Source organism: Achromobacter sp. GD03932 (assembly GCF_029839485.1).
Taxonomy (GTDB): domain Bacteria; phylum Pseudomonadota; class Gammaproteobacteria; order Burkholderiales; family Burkholderiaceae_B; genus Achromobacter; species Achromobacter bronchisepticus_A.
In genome coordinates this window covers 213,063-229,139 of record NZ_JAOCAT010000005.1, presented here as the reverse complement: position 1 = coordinate 229,139, position 16,077 = coordinate 213,063, and the positions used below count along the sequence as shown (strand labels likewise).

At 67.0% G+C, this 16,077-nt stretch carries 16 protein-coding genes and 1 tRNA gene; 5 read left to right on the top strand and 12 right to left on the bottom strand.

The window, feature by feature from the left end:
- The 3 genes from phnE to N5C88_RS07165 form a co-directional block, all read right to left on the bottom strand.
- A partial coding sequence (gene phnE / locus N5C88_RS07175; RefSeq protein WP_280015036.1) for a phosphonate ABC transporter, permease protein PhnE occupies positions 1–973 on the bottom strand: 973 nt, incomplete at its 3' end.
- Complete coding sequence (locus N5C88_RS07170; protein ID WP_347881385.1) at positions 970–1,815, bottom strand: phosphonate ABC transporter ATP-binding protein; 846 nt, start codon at positions 1,813–1,815, stop codon at positions 970–972. The genes phnE and N5C88_RS07170, both read right to left, overlap by 4 nt.
- A gap of 17 nt (positions 1,816–1,832) precedes the next feature.
- Positions 1,833–2,768, bottom strand: a complete 936-nt coding sequence (locus N5C88_RS07165) for a phosphate/phosphite/phosphonate ABC transporter substrate-binding protein (RefSeq protein WP_118931731.1) — start codon at positions 2,766–2,768, stop codon at positions 1,833–1,835.
- A 231-nt stretch (positions 2,769–2,999) separates the two neighbouring features.
- Here N5C88_RS07165 and N5C88_RS07160 point away from each other — a divergent pair, with 231 nt between their 5' ends.
- Positions 3,000–3,839, top strand: a complete 840-nt coding sequence (locus tag N5C88_RS07160) for an HAD family hydrolase (protein ID WP_280015035.1) — start codon at positions 3,000–3,002, stop codon at positions 3,837–3,839.
- Here the strand turns inward: N5C88_RS07160 and N5C88_RS07155 are convergent.
- The 4 genes from N5C88_RS07155 to N5C88_RS07140 form a co-directional block, all read right to left on the bottom strand.
- The gene (locus N5C88_RS07155; RefSeq protein ID WP_059375536.1) at positions 3,833–4,666 is read right to left on the bottom strand and encodes a MurR/RpiR family transcriptional regulator; all 834 of its coding nucleotides are present in this window, start codon (positions 4,664–4,666) and stop codon (positions 3,833–3,835) included. The genes N5C88_RS07160 and N5C88_RS07155 overlap by 7 nt on opposite strands.
- A 234-nt stretch (positions 4,667–4,900) precedes the next feature.
- The gene (secG, locus tag N5C88_RS07150; RefSeq protein WP_059375538.1) at positions 4,901–5,383 is read right to left on the bottom strand and encodes a preprotein translocase subunit SecG; all 483 of its coding nucleotides are present in this window, start codon (positions 5,381–5,383) and stop codon (positions 4,901–4,903) included.
- 21 nt (positions 5,384–5,404) lie between these two features.
- A complete protein-coding gene (gene tpiA / locus N5C88_RS07145) occupies positions 5,405–6,151 on the bottom strand; it encodes a triose-phosphate isomerase (protein WP_054450238.1) in 747 nt (248 codons plus the stop codon).
- A 140-nt stretch (positions 6,152–6,291) separates the two neighbouring features.
- Positions 6,292–7,269, bottom strand: coding sequence for an NAD(P)H-quinone oxidoreductase (locus tag N5C88_RS07140; RefSeq protein ID WP_251877609.1), 978 nt, complete (start codon positions 7,267–7,269; stop codon positions 6,292–6,294).
- Between the two features lie 115 nt (positions 7,270–7,384).
- Between N5C88_RS07140 and N5C88_RS07135 the strand changes: the two genes are divergently transcribed.
- Positions 7,385–7,472, top strand: a tRNA-Ser gene (locus N5C88_RS07135).
- Positions 7,473–7,519: 47 nt separating this feature from the next.
- Here N5C88_RS07135 and ccsB read toward each other — a convergent pair.
- Positions 7,520–8,881: a c-type cytochrome biogenesis protein CcsB gene (ccsB, locus tag N5C88_RS07130; protein ID WP_118931729.1), complete on the bottom strand. Its 1,362-nt coding sequence runs from the start codon at positions 8,879–8,881 to the stop codon at positions 7,520–7,522.
- Between the two features lie 167 nt (positions 8,882–9,048).
- Positions 9,049–10,575 (bottom strand): PLP-dependent aminotransferase family protein, encoded by a 1,527-nt coding sequence (locus N5C88_RS07125; protein ID WP_280015034.1) that lies wholly within the window; start codon positions 10,573–10,575, stop codon positions 9,049–9,051.
- A gap of 233 nt (positions 10,576–10,808) precedes the next feature.
- On the opposite strand from N5C88_RS07125, the gene N5C88_RS07120 reads away from it, so the two are divergent.
- From N5C88_RS07120 to N5C88_RS07110, 3 genes are read left to right on the top strand one after another with little or no spacing between them, the layout of a single operon-like run.
- The gene (locus N5C88_RS07120) at positions 10,809–12,368 is read left to right on the top strand and encodes a nitrite reductase (protein WP_118931818.1); all 1,560 of its coding nucleotides are present in this window, start codon (positions 10,809–10,811) and stop codon (positions 12,366–12,368) included.
- 16 nt (positions 12,369–12,384) lie between these two features.
- The gene (locus tag N5C88_RS07115; protein ID WP_118931727.1) at positions 12,385–12,732 is read left to right on the top strand and encodes a cytochrome c; all 348 of its coding nucleotides are present in this window, start codon (positions 12,385–12,387) and stop codon (positions 12,730–12,732) included.
- A 14-nt stretch (positions 12,733–12,746) separates the two neighbouring features.
- Positions 12,747–13,739, top strand: a complete 993-nt coding sequence (locus N5C88_RS07110) for an NAD(P)-dependent oxidoreductase (protein WP_280015033.1) — start codon at positions 12,747–12,749, stop codon at positions 13,737–13,739.
- Positions 13,740–13,766: 27 nt separating this feature from the next.
- On the opposite strand, the gene N5C88_RS07105 is transcribed toward N5C88_RS07110, so the two are convergent.
- From N5C88_RS07105 to N5C88_RS07095, 3 genes are read right to left on the bottom strand one after another with little or no spacing between them, the layout of a single operon-like run.
- Positions 13,767–14,405, bottom strand: coding sequence for a DUF4202 domain-containing protein (locus N5C88_RS07105; protein WP_280015032.1), 639 nt, complete (start codon positions 14,403–14,405; stop codon positions 13,767–13,769).
- Positions 14,406–15,545 carry a heme d1 biosynthesis radical SAM protein NirJ gene (gene nirJ, locus N5C88_RS07100; protein WP_251877623.1) on the bottom strand — a complete coding sequence of 380 codons (1,140 nt, stop codon included), beginning with the start codon at positions 15,543–15,545 and terminating at the stop codon, positions 14,406–14,408.
- Between the two features lie 13 nt (positions 15,546–15,558).
- Positions 15,559–16,077, bottom strand: a complete 519-nt coding sequence (locus tag N5C88_RS07095; RefSeq protein ID WP_251877625.1) for an Lrp/AsnC family transcriptional regulator — start codon at positions 16,075–16,077, stop codon at positions 15,559–15,561.

The window sequence follows — 16,077 nt, the reverse complement described above, 5'->3', positions numbered from 1 at the left end:
ACACGGTGATGAAGATCACGACGAGAATGGTCCCGACGTGGGCGTACTGGTACATGTCGTAGCGGCCTTTCAGCTCCTGGCCGATGCCGCCCGCGCCCACCAGGCCCACGACCGTGGCCATGCGCACGTTGCGGTCCAGGATGTACAGGGTGTAGCCGGTGAACTTGGGCATGACTTGCGGCAGCACGGCATAGGCCAACACGCGCGGCTTGCTGGCGCCGATCGCGGCCAGCGCCTCTTGCGGCTTGGCGTCGGCCGTCTCGATATCCTCGGCGTAGAACTTGCCCAGGAATCCCATCGAATGGATGGCCAGCGCCAGCACCCCGGCAATCGGCCCGAAGCCGTAGGCCAGCACCAGGAACAGCGCGCAGATCAGCTCGGGCATCGCACGGAACATGCTGACGATGGCCCGCGCCGCCACGTACAGCAGCCGGTTGGGCGCGTAATTGCGGGCGCTGCAATAAGCCAGCGGCACGCTGCCCAATACGGCCAGCAAGGTCGCCCAGATGGCGATCTCGAAGGTCTCGACCATCTTCACCGCCACCCGCCACAGATAGCCCAGCGGCTCGACCAGATAGGTCTGCGTGGACACCTCGTCTTCCATCTTCAGCGTGTGCGGATTCAACCGGCTTTCGGTCACCTGCAGCGTCTCCACACGGGCCAGCCACGGCAACTTGTCCGGATCGAATCCTTCTATGCGCGAGGTCTCGGTGCGATAAGAGACTTGCAGCGGGAACAGGTTGTCGGCCAGGGCACCCAGGCCCGCCGTGACCTGGGACTGCTGCTTCAGGCCCACCGCCGCCAGCGCGCCGTCCAGGGTCAGCGCCGCCATGCGGCCCATCTCGACCCGTTGGCCGGTGTAGAGGAACAACATCAGCGCCGCGATCACGATCAGCAGCGCGCGGGCGCCGTAAGGCGGATCCAGGCGCCAGGCCGCGTTGTCGGCCGGCGTTTTCAATGCCTGCGTGTTCATTGCGCGCCTCCCGCCGACAACACCGCCGGCCGGATCGGCCTGGCCGCGCGCGGCTCGACATGGCCGCGGCCCGCAAGATCGGCAGCGGCCGCGCCGCTCTCCGGCTGCGGGGCCTGATACAGGGCGCGGGCGGTGGCCTCATCGAACGCGCCCGCCGGTCCGTCGAACACCCTGACGCCATGGCGCAGCGCCACGATGCGGTCGGCGAACTCGCGGGCCAGATCGACCTGGTGCAGGCTGCACAGGACGGTCGCGCCGCGTTCCCGCGCCTGATTGCGCAACAGCTCCAGGATGTCGCGGCTGATGCGCGGGTCCAGGCTGGCCACCGGCTCGTCGGCCAGCAACAAGGCCGGGGCCAGCATGAAGGCGCGGGCGATGCCCACGCGCTGCTGCTGGCCGCCAGACAATTCGCTCACGCGGCGTTGCAGATGTTCGGGCTGCAGGCCGACTTCGCGCACCAGCTTGCAGGCCCGTTCGCGCAATTCCGCGGGGAAGCGCATCAGATAGGCGCGCCATGCCGGCAAGCCGGGCAGCGCGCCCGACAGCACGTTGGTCGCGACCGTCGCGCGCGACACCAGGTTGAAGTGCTGATGCACCATGCCGATCCGCGGCCGCACGGCAGCAAGCGTCGAAGGCTGCACCTGCGTGCCATCGACCCACACTTCCCCTTGGGTCGGCACGGTCAAGCCGTTGGCCATGCGCAGCAAGGTCGATTTGCCCGCGCCCGAGGCGCCGAGGATGACGCAGAACTGGCCGCGCGGCACCTGCAGCGACACCGAGTTCAGGGCCGCGGTCCCGTCGGCGTAGCGCATGCCGACGGCGTCGTAGCGCAGCATGTCCATTTCGCTTGCTCCGGCGATCACCGCTGTGCCGCCTTCTGCAGGATTTCGCCCTTGATCTCGTCGGTCAGCAGGGCCATCTTCGAAGCCGGGCCAGCGAACTGCGCCTCGGAGAACTCGGTGTCGAAGCGATCCAGCTTGGCGCCGCCGTAGCCGCGCACCATGTCCGGGGTCACGCCGGGCGCCTGATGCACCTTGGCAAATGCCTGCTTGAGCGTCGCCTTCAGCGACTCGGGCAGCTTGGTGTTCATTGCCAGCGGCGGATACGGGATGGGTTCGCTCTTGAAGATCACCTTCACGGACTTCGGGTCCACCGCGCCCTGGCGCACCGCCTTGTCGAAGGAATCGAACGACAGCGCAGCCGCGTCGACCTGGCCCTGCACCAGCGCGGCCAGGCTGCTGGCGTGGCTGCCGGTCAATTGCAGCGCCGCCAGGTCCTTGGCCGGGTTCATGCCGTCCTTGATCATGGACGCCACCTGGAAGGTGAAGCTGGAAGCCGAGTTCACGTCGCCGAACGCGGCGCGCTTGCCCTTCAGGTCGGCCAACGTATTGATCGGCGAATCGGCCCGGGCGAACATCGCGGCGTAGTAGGCGGACTCGCCTTTCTGCACGCCCACGGCCAGCAACTGCGCGCATTGGCGCTCGTGCGCCTGTACGTACGAAACCGGTCCCAGGAACGCGACCTCGGCCAACTGGTTGCACATGCCTTCGACCACGGCGCCGTAGGATTGGCCCACCGTCAGTTGGAAATGCAGCCCGGTGCTGCGCGTGATCGCATTGAAGATCGGCGCGTAGTCGGCCTTGGTGCCCGATTCGGTGCCGCCATCGGCAGGTATCAGCAGCACGCGCAACGGACGCTGCTGCGAGCCGTCGGCCAGGGATTGGGCTTGCGCGAGGGGTGCGGCGGCCAGCAGGGAAACCAGCGCCAGGGCGGGCGCGCAATTGCGGATCTTCATTTTTCTGTTCCTAGTCTTGTTGAGGTTGCCATCGGGGCGCTGCGTGCTCGGCCCTGATTCCGGACGCAGATTAGTGATGGCACATGACAGGAAAATGAAAATTGCTCAAATCAAAAAAATGAATTTTTGAATTTTGTTCAGATAGAATCACAGCCGCCGGGCAGGCCCGAACCGTAGCGGGCGCCCACTCCTTTCAACCCTGCACGCGCTTCGACGCCACCACGCCGATCCATGACCCGCATTGCCTGCACTCCTCTCGCTTCCCATTCCCAAGCCCCGACGTCGGAACCGCCCTGGACCGCCCGCTCGCGCGGCCTGATCCTGGATCTGGACGGGACATTGATACGGGGCCATGAAGTGATACCGGGCGCCAGCGAGCTGCTGACCCGCTGGGCGGGACGCTGCGTCATCGTGTCCAACAATTCCACTGACACGGCGGCAGGCCTGGCGCCGCGCTTGCGGGCGATGGGCCTGCCGGTGCAAGCCGAAACGCTGATCCTGGCCGGCGAGCAGGCCGTGCGCCATATCGCCCGGCAGCATCCGCGGGCCGCGGTGCTGCTCTGCGCCTCGGACGCATTGCGCGGCTTCGCCGCCAGCCTGGGGCTGGCGCTGGTGGACCGCAATGCGGACATCGTGCTGCTGGCGCGCGATCTGTCGTTCGGCTACGGGACGCTGCAGACCCTGGCAGGCGAGCTGGCGCGGGGCGCGACCTTGATGGTCAGCAACGGCGATCTCACCCATCCCGGTCCGCAAGGCGCCATCGTCCCCGAAACAGGCGCGCTACTGCAGTCGGTGCTGGCCTGCGCGCCTGGCGTGCGCCCGCAAATACTCGGCAAGCCGGGAGCCATGCTGTTGGAGGAAGGATTGCGCCGGCTGGGCCTGGCGCCGGCCGACGCCACGGTCATCGGCGACAACGTGCGCACCGATGCGCTGGGCGCGGTGCGCCTGGGCATCGGCTATCTGCTGGTCGGCACTGCGCCTTACGCGGATGCGCCGGACGTGGCGGGGCTGCTGGATGGCGCGCGTCCGCGCAGGCATGCGCTGCCGGCGGACATCGAAGGCGATCAGTAGCGCTTGTTCGACAGCACGTCGAAGGTGCTGCGCAGCGTGGAGACGGCCTTGTCGTAGTCGGACAGGGCCAGGCAGGCGATGAGCGTGTCGATGATGGCCAATTGCGCCAACCGGCTGGTCATGGCCTCGGTGCGGAAACGGGTCTCGCGCGACATGGTGTGCAGCACCACGTCCGCGTGTTCCTGGATCGGCGATTTGCCGAAATTGGTGATGCAGATCGTGCGCGCCCCGGCTTCCTTGGCCAGCCGTGTCGCCAACACGGTTTCATGGGTGCTGCCGGAATGCGAAATGGTCAGCACGGCGACGTCCGGCCCGGTCAGCGACGCGCTGATGGCCTGCACGTGGGAATCGGTCACTGCCGTGGCATGCAGCCCGATGCGCAACATGCGGTAGTGCGCGTCATGCGCGATGACAGCCGAGCTGCCGATGCCGTAGATTTCCACGCGGCGGGCGCCGCGGATCAGTTCCACGGCCGCCGACAGCGCGGCCACGTCCAGCACCGATTCCGTTTCCTGCAGGGTCTGGATATTGCTGTGGAAGATCTTGCTGACGACCTGCTCGGGCGTGTCCTGGGCCGCCAGGTCTTCGTGGATGTACTGCACCGGCTGCACGATCTGCTGCGCCAGCGCGATCTTCAGCTGTTGAAAGCCCGTGGCGCCCAGCAGCTTGCAAAAACCCACCACGCTGCCTTCGCTGCACTGGGTGCGCTCGGCCACTTCGCTGACCGACATGTGCACCACCTCGGCCGGGTTGCGTATGACGAACTCGCCGATGCGCTGCGAGGCCGCCCCCATCGAGGGCAGCAGGCTCTGGATGCGCGCCAGCATGGCCTGCGGCGAGCCCCGCTGCTGATCGGCGGCGGTCGGGGTTCGGGGAGTGCGTTTGGATGTGGCCATGGCGGAGATCGAGGAACAGGAACCGGATGCGCAGGCAACGATACCCTACCCGCTGCCGGCGCGGCGACGGCGCATGCTAACGGCCGCCGATGACAGGATATCCGGGCAGCCGCAAGCCGCCCATGAAAAAGGCCGGCATGTGCCGGCCTTTCCTTTTGCTGTGGCTTACTTCGCCGGCGCCGCGGGCGTTTCGGCGGGCTTGTCGCCTGCGGCCGGTGCGGCCGGGGTGGCGGGTGCGGCCGGGACCGAGGGCACCGACGCGTCGGGCTTGGCCGGAGCGGCGGGCACCGAACCCGCGCCGGGAACCGACGAACCAGCGGGAGCGGGCGCTGCGCCCGGCACTTGCGGCACCGAACGGTCGGCCGGGAAGCTTTGCATCACGCCGGAGTCGACGGCAGGGCCGCTATTGCCCTTGTGGCTGACATAAGCCAGGCCGGCGGTGGACGCGAAGAAGACCACGGCGGCCCACTTGGTCGCGCGCGACAGGAAGTTCGCCGCGCCGGTGGCGCCGAACAGGCTGCCGGCCGAGCCACTGCCGAAGGCGGACCCCATGTCGGCGCCTTTGCCCTGCTGAAGCAGGACCAGGACGATGATAGCCAGCGCCGAGATCACTTGGACGGCCAGCAGGATTTTGAGCATCAAGGGCATTACAGACTCCGGAACGGAAACTTAGATAGCGGCGATTCGCAAAAATTCTTCGGCCACGAGCGACGCGCCGCCGACCAGGGCACCGTCGATATCAGTCATGGCGAACAAACTGGCGGCATTGGCAGCTTTGACGCTACCGCCGTACAACACTTGCACCTGCGCCGCGCCCAGCGCGCGCAGGGCGGCGCGGATGGCGCCATGGACTTCCTGCGCCTGCTCGGGGCTGGCGGTGCGGCCGGTGCCGATGGCCCAGACGGGCTCATAGGCCAGGACCATGCGCGAAACCGCCTCGGCGCCCAGCGCCAGCACGGGCTTCAATTGGCGTTCGATCACGGCCAGCGTGTTGCCGGCTTCGCGGTCGGCCAGGGATTCGCCCACGCACACCACCGGGGTCAGGCCGGCAGCCAGCGCGGCCTGGGCCTTGGCGGCCACGGCCTCGTCGGTCTCGCCGTGCAGCACGCGGCGCTCGGAGTGGCCGGCCAGGGCCCAGCGGCAGCCGAATTCCTTCAGCATGGCGCCGGAGACTTCCCCGGTGTAGGCGCCCTTTTCATGGGCGCTGACGTCTTGCGCACCCCAGGACACGCTGCTGCCGGTCAGGGCCGACGCCGCTTGCGCGAGGTAGGGGAACGGCACACAGATGCCGATTTCGCAGTGGCTCGCAGCATCCGCGGCGCGCAGCTCGGTCAGCAACGCGGCGTTCTCGGCCAGGTTGCCGTGCATCTTCCAGTTGCCCAGCACGAGGCGGGCGCGGTTTTCGACTGAAGTCATGGCGAGGTATCTGTATCGGTTGGACTGGGGCGAGCCAAGGGCTGCGTAGCAACCGCCCACGGGCCTGCCTGGAAAAAATTCCAGGCGAAACCCGTGATTGTATCCTGTTGCGGGACGCTACGCCGAGCGCCCCCCATTTCTTACATGGTCAGGATGATTTTGCCGATGTTTTCACCGCTTTCCATCATGGCATGGGCGCGCGAGGCCTCGGCCAGCGGGAAGGTGGCGTGCACGATGGGCTTGATGGCCCCTTTTTCCAGCAGAGGCCAGGCCTGCTCGCGCAGGGCGCGCGCGATGGCGCCCTTGAAGGCGACCGGACGGGGACGCAAGGTCGAGCCGGTGATGGTCAGGCGGCGGCGCATGACCTGGGCCGTATCCACATTGGCGTGGGAACCGCCCAGCTGGGCGATGATGACGATGCGGCCGTCGTCGGCCAGGCACTGCATGTCGCGGCCGATGTAGTCACCGGCCACCATGTCCAGGATCACGTCCACGCCGCGTCCGCCGGTGGCGTCCAGCACTTCCTTCACGAAATCCTGGGTCTTGTAGTTGATGCCGCGCTCGGCGCCCAGCGCTTCCACGGCGCGGGCCCGGTCGTCGCTACCGACGGTGGCATAGACCTTGTGGCCCATGGCGCGGGCCAGCTGGATGGCCGTGGTGCCGATGCCGCTGGCGCCGCCATGCACCAGCAGCGCCTCGCCTTCGGACAGGCGGCCGCGGTCGAATACGTTGCTCCAGACCGTGAAATAGGTTTCCGGCAGGCCGGCGGCCTCGATGTCGGACAGGCCCTTGGGAATCGGCAGGCATTGCGCCGCGGGCGCTACGCAGTATTCCGCGTAGCCGCCGCCCGCCACCAGGGCGCAGACTTTGTCGCCCAAAGCAAAACCGCTGCCGGCCAGGTCGCCGCCGACGATCTCGCCGGCCACTTCCAGGCCCGGCAGGTCCGAGGCGCCGCGCGGCGGCGCGTAGTTGCCCTTGCGCTGGAACACGTCGGGACGGTTGACGCCCGCGGCGCTCACTTTGATCAGGACTTCACCCGCGCCGGCTTCCGGCGTGGGGCGCTCCACGGGGACCAGGACCTCGGGGCCACCAGGGCGAGAGATTTCTACGGCGTGCATCGCGTGCCTCCTTTGCAGCAAATGGATTATTATTGCGCCCTTTACGGCGTATCGTGTTCCCGGCCCGGCAGATTGTTTGCCTGATGGCCGGATCGCCGGAATATACGCAATACCAGGAAGCGTGGCAGAGTGGTCGATTGCACCGGTCTTGAAAACCGGCAACGGGCAACCGTTCGTGAGTTCGAATCTCACCGCTTCCGCCAAGACACCCGATGCCAGCGCGCATCGCCGCCCGCAAGGCGGCATGGGGCTACAGGCTGCCGTACGAATGCAGCCCCGACAGAAACATGTTCACCCCCAGAAAGGCGAAGCTCGTCACCACCAACCCGGCGAGCGCCCAGTAGGCCGCCACCTCTCCTCGCAGCCCCTTGAGCAGCCGCATGTGCAGCCAGGCGGCATAGTTCAGCCATACGATCAGCGCCCAGGTCTCCTTGGGATCCCATTGCCAATACGCGCCCCAGGCGTCGGCGGCCCACAACGCGCCCAGCACGGTGGCCACGGTGAAAAAGGCGAAACCCAGCGCGATGGCCCGGTACATGATGTCCTCCAGCACCTCCAGGGACGGCAGCCGGCGGGCAATGGGACGGCGCAGCGCCAGCACCGCGCCCACGACCATGGCGCCCCCGCCGAAATACAGCATCCACACAGGCGACAGCCGCCGCGAGCCGAAGATCATCGGCTCGGCGCATAGCAGCGCGCCCAGCAGGAAAACTGGAATCAGGCGCTTGCCCGCTGCGCTCTGCCCGTGCAGCTTGACCAGGTAGGCGAAGCCCACCGCACCCGCCAGCGAGAACGTGCCATAGCCCACGAAATTGGCCGGCACGTGCAGCTTCATCCACCAGCTTTGCAGTGCGGGAACCAGCGGCTGGATCTGATGGGCGCCGCGCGTGAGCGAATACCAGGACAGGAACAGGACCATCGAGGCAACCACCAGCATGACGAAGCCGCCCAGCGCTCGCGTGGCGTAGCGGGCCTCGTAGTAGAGGTAGAACAGCGCCGTGACCAGTGCAAAAAAAACGAACACCTCGTACAGGTTGCTGACCGGAATGTGTCCGACATCCGGTCCCAGCAAATGTCCTTCGCGCCAGCGCACCAGCAGGCCGGTCAGCCCCGCCCATACCCCGCCCCAGGTCAGGACCGTGCCCAGCCAGGCGATCGCGGGCCGGGCCAGCCCCGCCCAATAGCAAAGCGTGCCCAGCACGAACAGGCAGCTCATCCAGAGTATGGCCGACTGCGACGACAGCAGGTACTTGAGCAGGAAGACGTTTTCGGCGCGCCCCAGGTTGCCCTGCAGCAGCCCTGCCCCGCCCGCGTACAACCACGCGGCCAGCAGCGCGCTGGCGCCGCTGGCCAAGAACAGAGGCCGCAAGGGGCGCCACAGCCATCCCAGCCAGGCCAGGGCAGGCACCGCGCCGATCAGCATCGCTTGCTCGTAGCCGTTCAGGAACTGGCCGAACTCCCCCAGTGCATAGGCGCAGCCGGCAAGGCAGATCAGCAGGAACCCGGCGTCGGTCGGATTCAAGCGCCTGCCGGTCCGGGCAGCGGCATTCGAAACGTCCGACACGGACCGGCGGCAAGTCGGCGGGACGGACCCGGTGGCGGTAAGCGGCATCGCAGCATCTCCATGCGTAACCGTGCGGCCCAGGTTGCCCGCAGGCCGAACGAATCGGATTTTGTCATAGGACAAATTCATTCTAAGAACGACGCGTCCGCGCTGCATAGCGACGGCGCCAGCCCCCACGCTGCGCCGCCATCCCTACCGGAAACGCGGCAACCGTGCTAGACGCCCGCGCAGCGCGCTTCGTCCAGGGACAGGCGGGACGCTGTCCGCTCCGGACAGGATTCCTGCAATTGCCTGCAGGCCGCGTGCACGCGCGCCATGGCCAGGGCGATTTCTCCGGTTTCCAGGCCGGCGTAGCCGAACAGCAGATGCCGGGACTCGACGCCCTCACCCGCGCTGGCGGCGGCCTGGGCCAGCGGATACAGCCTCACGCCCTGCGCCAGTGCGGCCGCGGCGACCGCGTCGGCGCCGGGGCTGTCCACCGGCAGTTCAAAGGCCAGGTGCATCCCCGAATTCTGTCCGCTGATCCGGCCGCGTCCGCCCCAGATCTTGCGGATGCCGCGCAGCAGTTCGTCGCGCTGCGCCTGGTAGCGCCGCCGCAAGGTCTGCAGGTGGCGCGCGAAACAGTTCTCATCGAAGTAGCGCGCTAGCACCGCCTGCGTCAGCCATGGACTGCCGTTGTTGAGCAAGGCCTTGCGTTCGGCAAAATCGTCGACCAGCTCAAGCGGGCAGACCATGTATCCCAGCCTCAAGCCGGGCCCCAGCGTCTTGGAGAACGTCCCCAGGTACACGACCTGCCGCGGACTCATCGCGGCCAGCGGCATGGGCAGCACGGACTCATAGCAAAAGTCGCCGTCGTAGTCGTCCTCGATGATCAGCGCGCCGCTGCGGGCCGCCCATTCGAGCAATTGCCGGCGCCGGGACAGGGACATGGCGTAGCCCAGGGGGTACTGGTGCGAGGGCGTCACATAGGCCAACCTGGCCGGGCCTTCCGGCAACAGGTCGGTGCGCAGTCCCTGCCCGTCCACCGGAACCGGCACCTCCTGCGCGCCATGCCGCCGCACCAGATTCCTGAACCCCGCATAACAGGGCGACTCGAACACCGCCCTGCCGTGGCGGTCCAGGAAATGCGAGGCGATCAGGCTCAAAGCCTCCTGGCTGCCGGCGGTGATCAGCACCTGTTCGGGCTCGACCTTCAGCGCCTTGGCGGCCGACAGGTAATCGGCAATCTGCACGCGCAAGCCCCACAGGCCGGCGGGCGGCGCATATTCGGCCATGGCGCAGCCCGCATGCCGTAGCAGCTGGTTCGACAGCATGATGAACTGGCGCAACGGAAAGGCGTGGACCGAGGGACGGCCGACCTTGAAGTCATAGCGCGGCGGCATGGGCGGCGACTGGCCGCAGACGCCGCTGGAGAGGGCCTGGCTGACGGCGTCGGCGTAGACCGGCGGACGGTCCTGGACGAAATCGGGACAGCGCGGATTGATGACCAGGCTGCGGTTCAACGTCACGAAATAACCGCGGCTGGGCTTGCTCTGGATCAGGCTGGAATCGATCAGCAGTTCATACGCGCCCAGCACGGTGTTCTTCGATACCTGCAGCAGCGATGACATGCGGTTGATCGCCGGCAATCTGTCTCCTTCCTGCAGCCGTCCGGCGCGTATCAGCGCCTCGATCTGGTCGGCGATCTGCTGCTTGTAGGGTTTTGCATCCTGGCGGGATAGGGAAAGCGGGAGTGAAAACATGGCGGACAACCACAGGACAAAAAATGGCGCCGGCCTTTCGAAGCGGCGCGGGCCGGCCGCGCTCCGTTTGCTATCACGGTAGTGCTTTGGCCGCCCCCTGACTTTGTCCTATGTCAAAAAGAGATTTGGACCGTAACCATCGCACAGGCGTGAGCCGTGCCTTATCGGCCCGGCGCCACGATGACACAGTGCATGTGCCGCAGTTTCGGCAGAACCTTACGGGAGAGATCGACATGCACACCAAGCTATTGAGCGCGGCCTTGCTGTTCGTCTCGGCCGGCGCCGCCTGGAGTGCGCCGACCGAGGAGTACCTCAAGGCGAATCAGCTGTTCCAGCAGAACTGCGCCGTCTGTCATGGCGCCGACCGCGGCGGCTACATCGCGCCGGGCCTGACCAGCGACCGCCTGGTCCAAAGCGAGGCGGCGCTGCGCGGCACCATCATGACCGGCATCCCCGACACGCTGATGCCGCCCTTCGTGGGCCGCCTGTCCGACGAAGAGATCCGTGCGTTGGCCCGCCTCATCAAAACGCAGACGGCAGACGATCCAAAATGGGGGCTGGACCAGATCCGCGCCAGCGTGCAGGTGGTGGTCGATGAAGCCACCCTGCCCGCCAAGCCGAACTACGCCATCGACACCGTCTACGACCTGATGGTGGTCATGGCGCGCGGGCGCTATGGGCGGGGCGATACGGGCAACAATGCGCGCACCGTGTTCCTGGACGGCAAGACCAACAAGGTGGTGGGCGAGATCGCCACGCCGGTGGCGCCGCACATCATGGATTTCAGCCCCGTGGCGGAACGCTGGGCCTGGCTCAAGAGCGACGACGGCATGGTCTACAAGATCGACCTGTACTCGCTGCAGATCGTGCGTAAGGCCAAGGTCGGCCTGACCGGACCCGGCATCGCCCTGTCCAACGACGGCAAGTGGCTGGCCATCAGTTCGTTCGTGCCCAAGAGCGTCGCCATCCTGAAGGCGGACACGCTGGAACCGGTCAAGTACATGGATCTGGAGGGCGAGGATCCGGACGGCAAATTCGTCAAATCGGCCGGCGGGCCCGTCATCGGCAGCCGGATCAACAACAAGTTCGCCCTGACGCTGCGCCAGGCGGGCCAGATCTGGATCATCGACCCCGACAAGCCCGACATGCCCGTGACCAAGCTGACCAAGGTCGGCCGCATGCTGCATGACACCTTCCTCACGCCCGACGGGCGCTACTCCATGGTCGCGTCCTATGACGACAACAAGATCGTCGCGATCGACTTCAAGGACGACAAGGTGGTGCGCGACATACCCGCCGGCTGCCAACCTCACGTCGGCTCGGGCGCGGTGACCGAAGTCAACGGACGCTTCCTGGCCTTCGGCACCAACATCGGCACCTGCGACAAGGGCTCCGTGGTCACCGTGTGGGACACCAAGGACTTTTCCGTGGTCAAGCAGATCCCGGTGGCGGGGGCCACCGAATCGCCCGCCGCCCATCCAAACGCGCCCTACGTGGCGGTGGACATCGTCGACAAGGACAAGCGCGCGGCCTGGATCCAGCTGATCGACAAGAACACGCTGGAAGTGGCCAAGACCCTGGACGTGGGCGGACATGCCTTCTTCCCGGACTACAACCGCACCGGCAATTACCTCTATGTCAGCTCGGGCTACTGGGGCGACCGCATCAAGATCTACGACAGCAAGACCCTGGAACTGGTGGCAGAGCACAAGATGGAAAGCCCCTCGGGCATTTTCTCCCGCGCCCGCACCCGCTGGCTGACCATCGGCCTGTCCGAAACGCGCAAATTCTGAGCCGAGGAACCGACACATGAAAACGCTATTCCGCATACTCACGGCGCTGCTGCTGTCCCAGGCCGCCGCGCACGCGCTGGCCGCCGACGGGCAGCCCGCCCTGGTCGCCGGCGGCAATCCTGACACGCTCTCGCCCCGCGTCTCCGCCATGCTGCCGTTATGCGCCTCCTGCCATGGCGCGGACGGCATCAGCGCCGTCGGCCTGTACCCCAATCTTGCGGGGCAGAAAACCGAGTATCTGGTTAAACAGCTCAATGCCTTCAAGACCCGGGAACGTAATGACCCGGTCATGAGTTCCATGGCAGAGCCCTTGAGTCCCGAAGCCATCCAGGAGCTGGCCCAGTACTTCTCCAGCCGCAAGTAAGGGAGCAGAGCGCCATGAATACGCCATCCGCGATGCTCTTCCCGGTGTACTTCAACCTGGCCGGCCGGCGGGTGGTCGTGGTGGGCGGCGGGGCGGTGGCCGAACGCAAGATCAGGCTGCTGCTCAGGGCCGGCGCCGCCGTTGCCGTGGCGGCGCCGGCCCTGACGTCCTGGCTGCGTGCAGCCGCGGACCAGGACCAGTTCCAGCATGTGCCGGAGGTCTTCTCGCCGGCCTGCCTGGACGGCGCCTGGCTGGCGGTGGCCGCGACCGATCACGGCGGCACGAACCAGGCGGTTGCCGCGGCGGCGGTTGCGCGCCGCATTCCCTGCAACGTGGTCGACGACCCCGTTCTGTCGACGATACAAGTGCCCGCCATCCTGGACCGCTCCCCGCTGGTGGTGGCGATTTCGTCAGGGGGCTGTGCGCCCGTGCTGGCGCGGCGCATCCGCGAACGGCTGGAAGCCTTGCTCGACGAAAGCACTGGAGATCTGGCCCGGCTTGCGGCGCGCTACCGCAACCGCATCGTTGCGCGCTTCCGCAACCTGGACCAACGCCGCGACTTCTACGATTGGATGCTGGACGGTCCGCTGCCCTCGTTGCTGGCGGCGGGAGACGGCAGGCAGGCCGGTCTGGCCCTGGAAGCCGCGATGCAGGCCGATACCCTGCCCCGCGCAGGCAGCGCGACGATACTGGCGGCCGCCGACGGCCCCGCCGACCTGTTGACCCTGCGCGCCTTGCGCCTGTTGAACCAGGCCGACCTGGTTGCGCACGTGCCGGCGGTCAATCCGGCCATCCTGGACAAGGCGCGGCGGGACGCGACGAGGATCGAGTTGAAAGGTCCGGGCCTGCAGCCCGACGCGACCGTAGCCACGGGCACGGGACTGGACTGGCTGGCCCGTCAGGTGCGGGCGGGCCAACGCACCGTCCTGCTGCTGGGAACCGCGCATGACCCGAAGCTGCTGGTGCGACGAATGCTGGCTTGCGGCGTGGCATGCAGCGTACTGTAGCCATCCGGCCCCAGACCAGCGCCGCGATCAGGAACTTGCGTTCCCGGCCTCCTCGCCGCCCGCCAGCGCAGCCGCCAGATAAGCCTGGCCCCGCTCGCTGAAGGACAGCGACGCGGCCGCCTGCCGGCCGGCTTGGTCCATCTTGTGCCAGGTCTTCTGCAGCACCGCGACGACCTTGTCCGGATAACGCTCGCAGAATTCCTCGTACTGGTGCTCCAAAAACACCAGGCACAGCGCGTTCTCCATGCATTGCACGTCGGCATCGCGCTTGATGCCCTGCTTGCGGATGATCTTCAGCACCGCCTGTATGGTTTGCGCGTCATGGCCGGCGCTGGCAAGCAGCCTGGCAGCGACGTCCGCGTGATGTTCCTTGAGCGCATTGCGCCATTGCAGATAGCCTGTCCTGCCGGCCGGACAGGCCTCGCGCGGGACCTCCCAGCGGCCGATGTGCTGGCAGCGGGCGGCCAGGCGCAAGGCAGCGCCGGCCCGCGGGGCCAGCTTCGCCACCCAGCCCTGGAGGAATTGGGCGTGCAGCCATTCGCGCGGCTGCATCGCGCCATTCCAGGCGACCAGATTGGGATCGCGCCGGTTGTACCCATCGAACAATTGCCAGGCGCGTTGCAGCGATGCGTCTTCCGCATTCACCGGGTTGGGCGGGAATTCCATTCACACTCCTGTCTCGTCTTCGGTCAGATAACAGCCGGGATCCTCGGCCCAGAGGTCGCCCGACTGCTTCTGCGCACGGATACGGGTGTTGCCGTTGCAGATGTCCAGGTAGGCGCAGCCGGCGCAGCGTCCCTTGACGGGCCGCGGCCGCAGCCGCAGCAGCTTGAGCAAGGGTTCGGCGGGATCCGACCAGATCTCCGAGAAGGGCCGCAGGCGCACGTTTCCCAGAGTGTAGTGCCACCACATGGTGTCGGCGTGGACATTGCCCCGGTTGTCGATGTTGGCGACGTTCATGCCGCTGGCGTTGCCGCCCCACAGGCGCAGCCTGGCCTCGATATGCGGCGCGCGCTGCGGGAACCGTCGACGCACCCAGTGCAGGAAGAACACGCCGTCGGCATCGTTGTTGCCGGACGTGAACTCACGGGGTTTGCCGGCCACGGCATGTTCCAGGCAGGTCTCGAAGATCCGCTCCATGGCCGCCCGCGTCATGCGGTGGTGACTGTCCTCGCCCCGGTTGCGGCCGCCGCGGCCCGCGTAGTTCAGGTGTGAAAAGTAGAAGCGGTCGACATTCTCGGCGTCCAGCAATGCCAGCAGCCCAGGAAGATCGTCGGCGTTGCCCTGGGTCATGGTGTAGCGGATGCCGACCTTCAGACCGCGGTCCCGGCACAGCCGGATGCCTGCCAGCGAGGCATCGAACGCACCCGCCTCGCCCCGGAAGCGGTCGTGCGTCGCGCCCAGGCCGTCCAGTGAAATGCCCACGTAGTCGAAGCCGCAGCCGGCGATGGACTCGATGTTGCGCCGGTCTATCAGGGTGCCGTTGGACGACAGGCCTACGTAAAAGCCCATGGCCTTGGCCCGGCGCGCAATCTCGAAAATGTCCGGCCGCAGCAGCGGTTCGCCGCCAGACAGGATCAGCGCCCTGACGCCGTGGGCATGCAGATCGTCCATGACCGCGCAGACCTCGGCGTAGTCCAGTTCGCCGGCAAAGTCCCTGTCGACCGAAGCGGAGTAGCAATGCCGGCAATGCAGATTGCAGCGCCGGATCAGGTTCCAGATCACCACGGGTCCGGCCGCCCCCCGGCGAGGCGCGAGCGGCGTGGGGCGCAGCAGTTCGGAGACGAAGGCAGAGATGCGGAACATGCGGAATTCCTCGCTATGCGTCCGGCCCACGGCCGTCTTTCAGGCGCAGGCCGGTCTTTTTCAGGATGGCCGAGGAAAACAGCACGTCGCGCGCACGCAGGGCGTCCGGAAAGCGCGCTTCCAAGGCCTCGGCGACTTCATCGATGCGCGCCAGCACCGCCGCGCGGTCGGCGCCGTGCAGCATGGCGTAGAGGTTGTAGCGCCACAGCGGCGGATGCCGGGGACGCCGGTAGCAATGGCTCACTTCCGCACGCTGGCCCAGCCAGGCTCCCACGGCGTCGATCTGGCCGTCGTCCACATCCCAGACCGTCATGCCGTTGGCCACGAATCCCAGCGCGTAGTGGTTGGGCACCACGCCGATGCGCCGTATCACGCCGCGCGCGAGCATGTCGCGCAAATGCGCCATCACCTCGGCTTCGGTGACGCCCAGCCGCTCGGCCACGGCCCGGTACGGATCCCGCCGGATCGGCAGCCCGTCCTGCGTGGCGTGGACCAGGGACAGTTCGAACGGAGTCAGGCCGGCTGCGTCCAT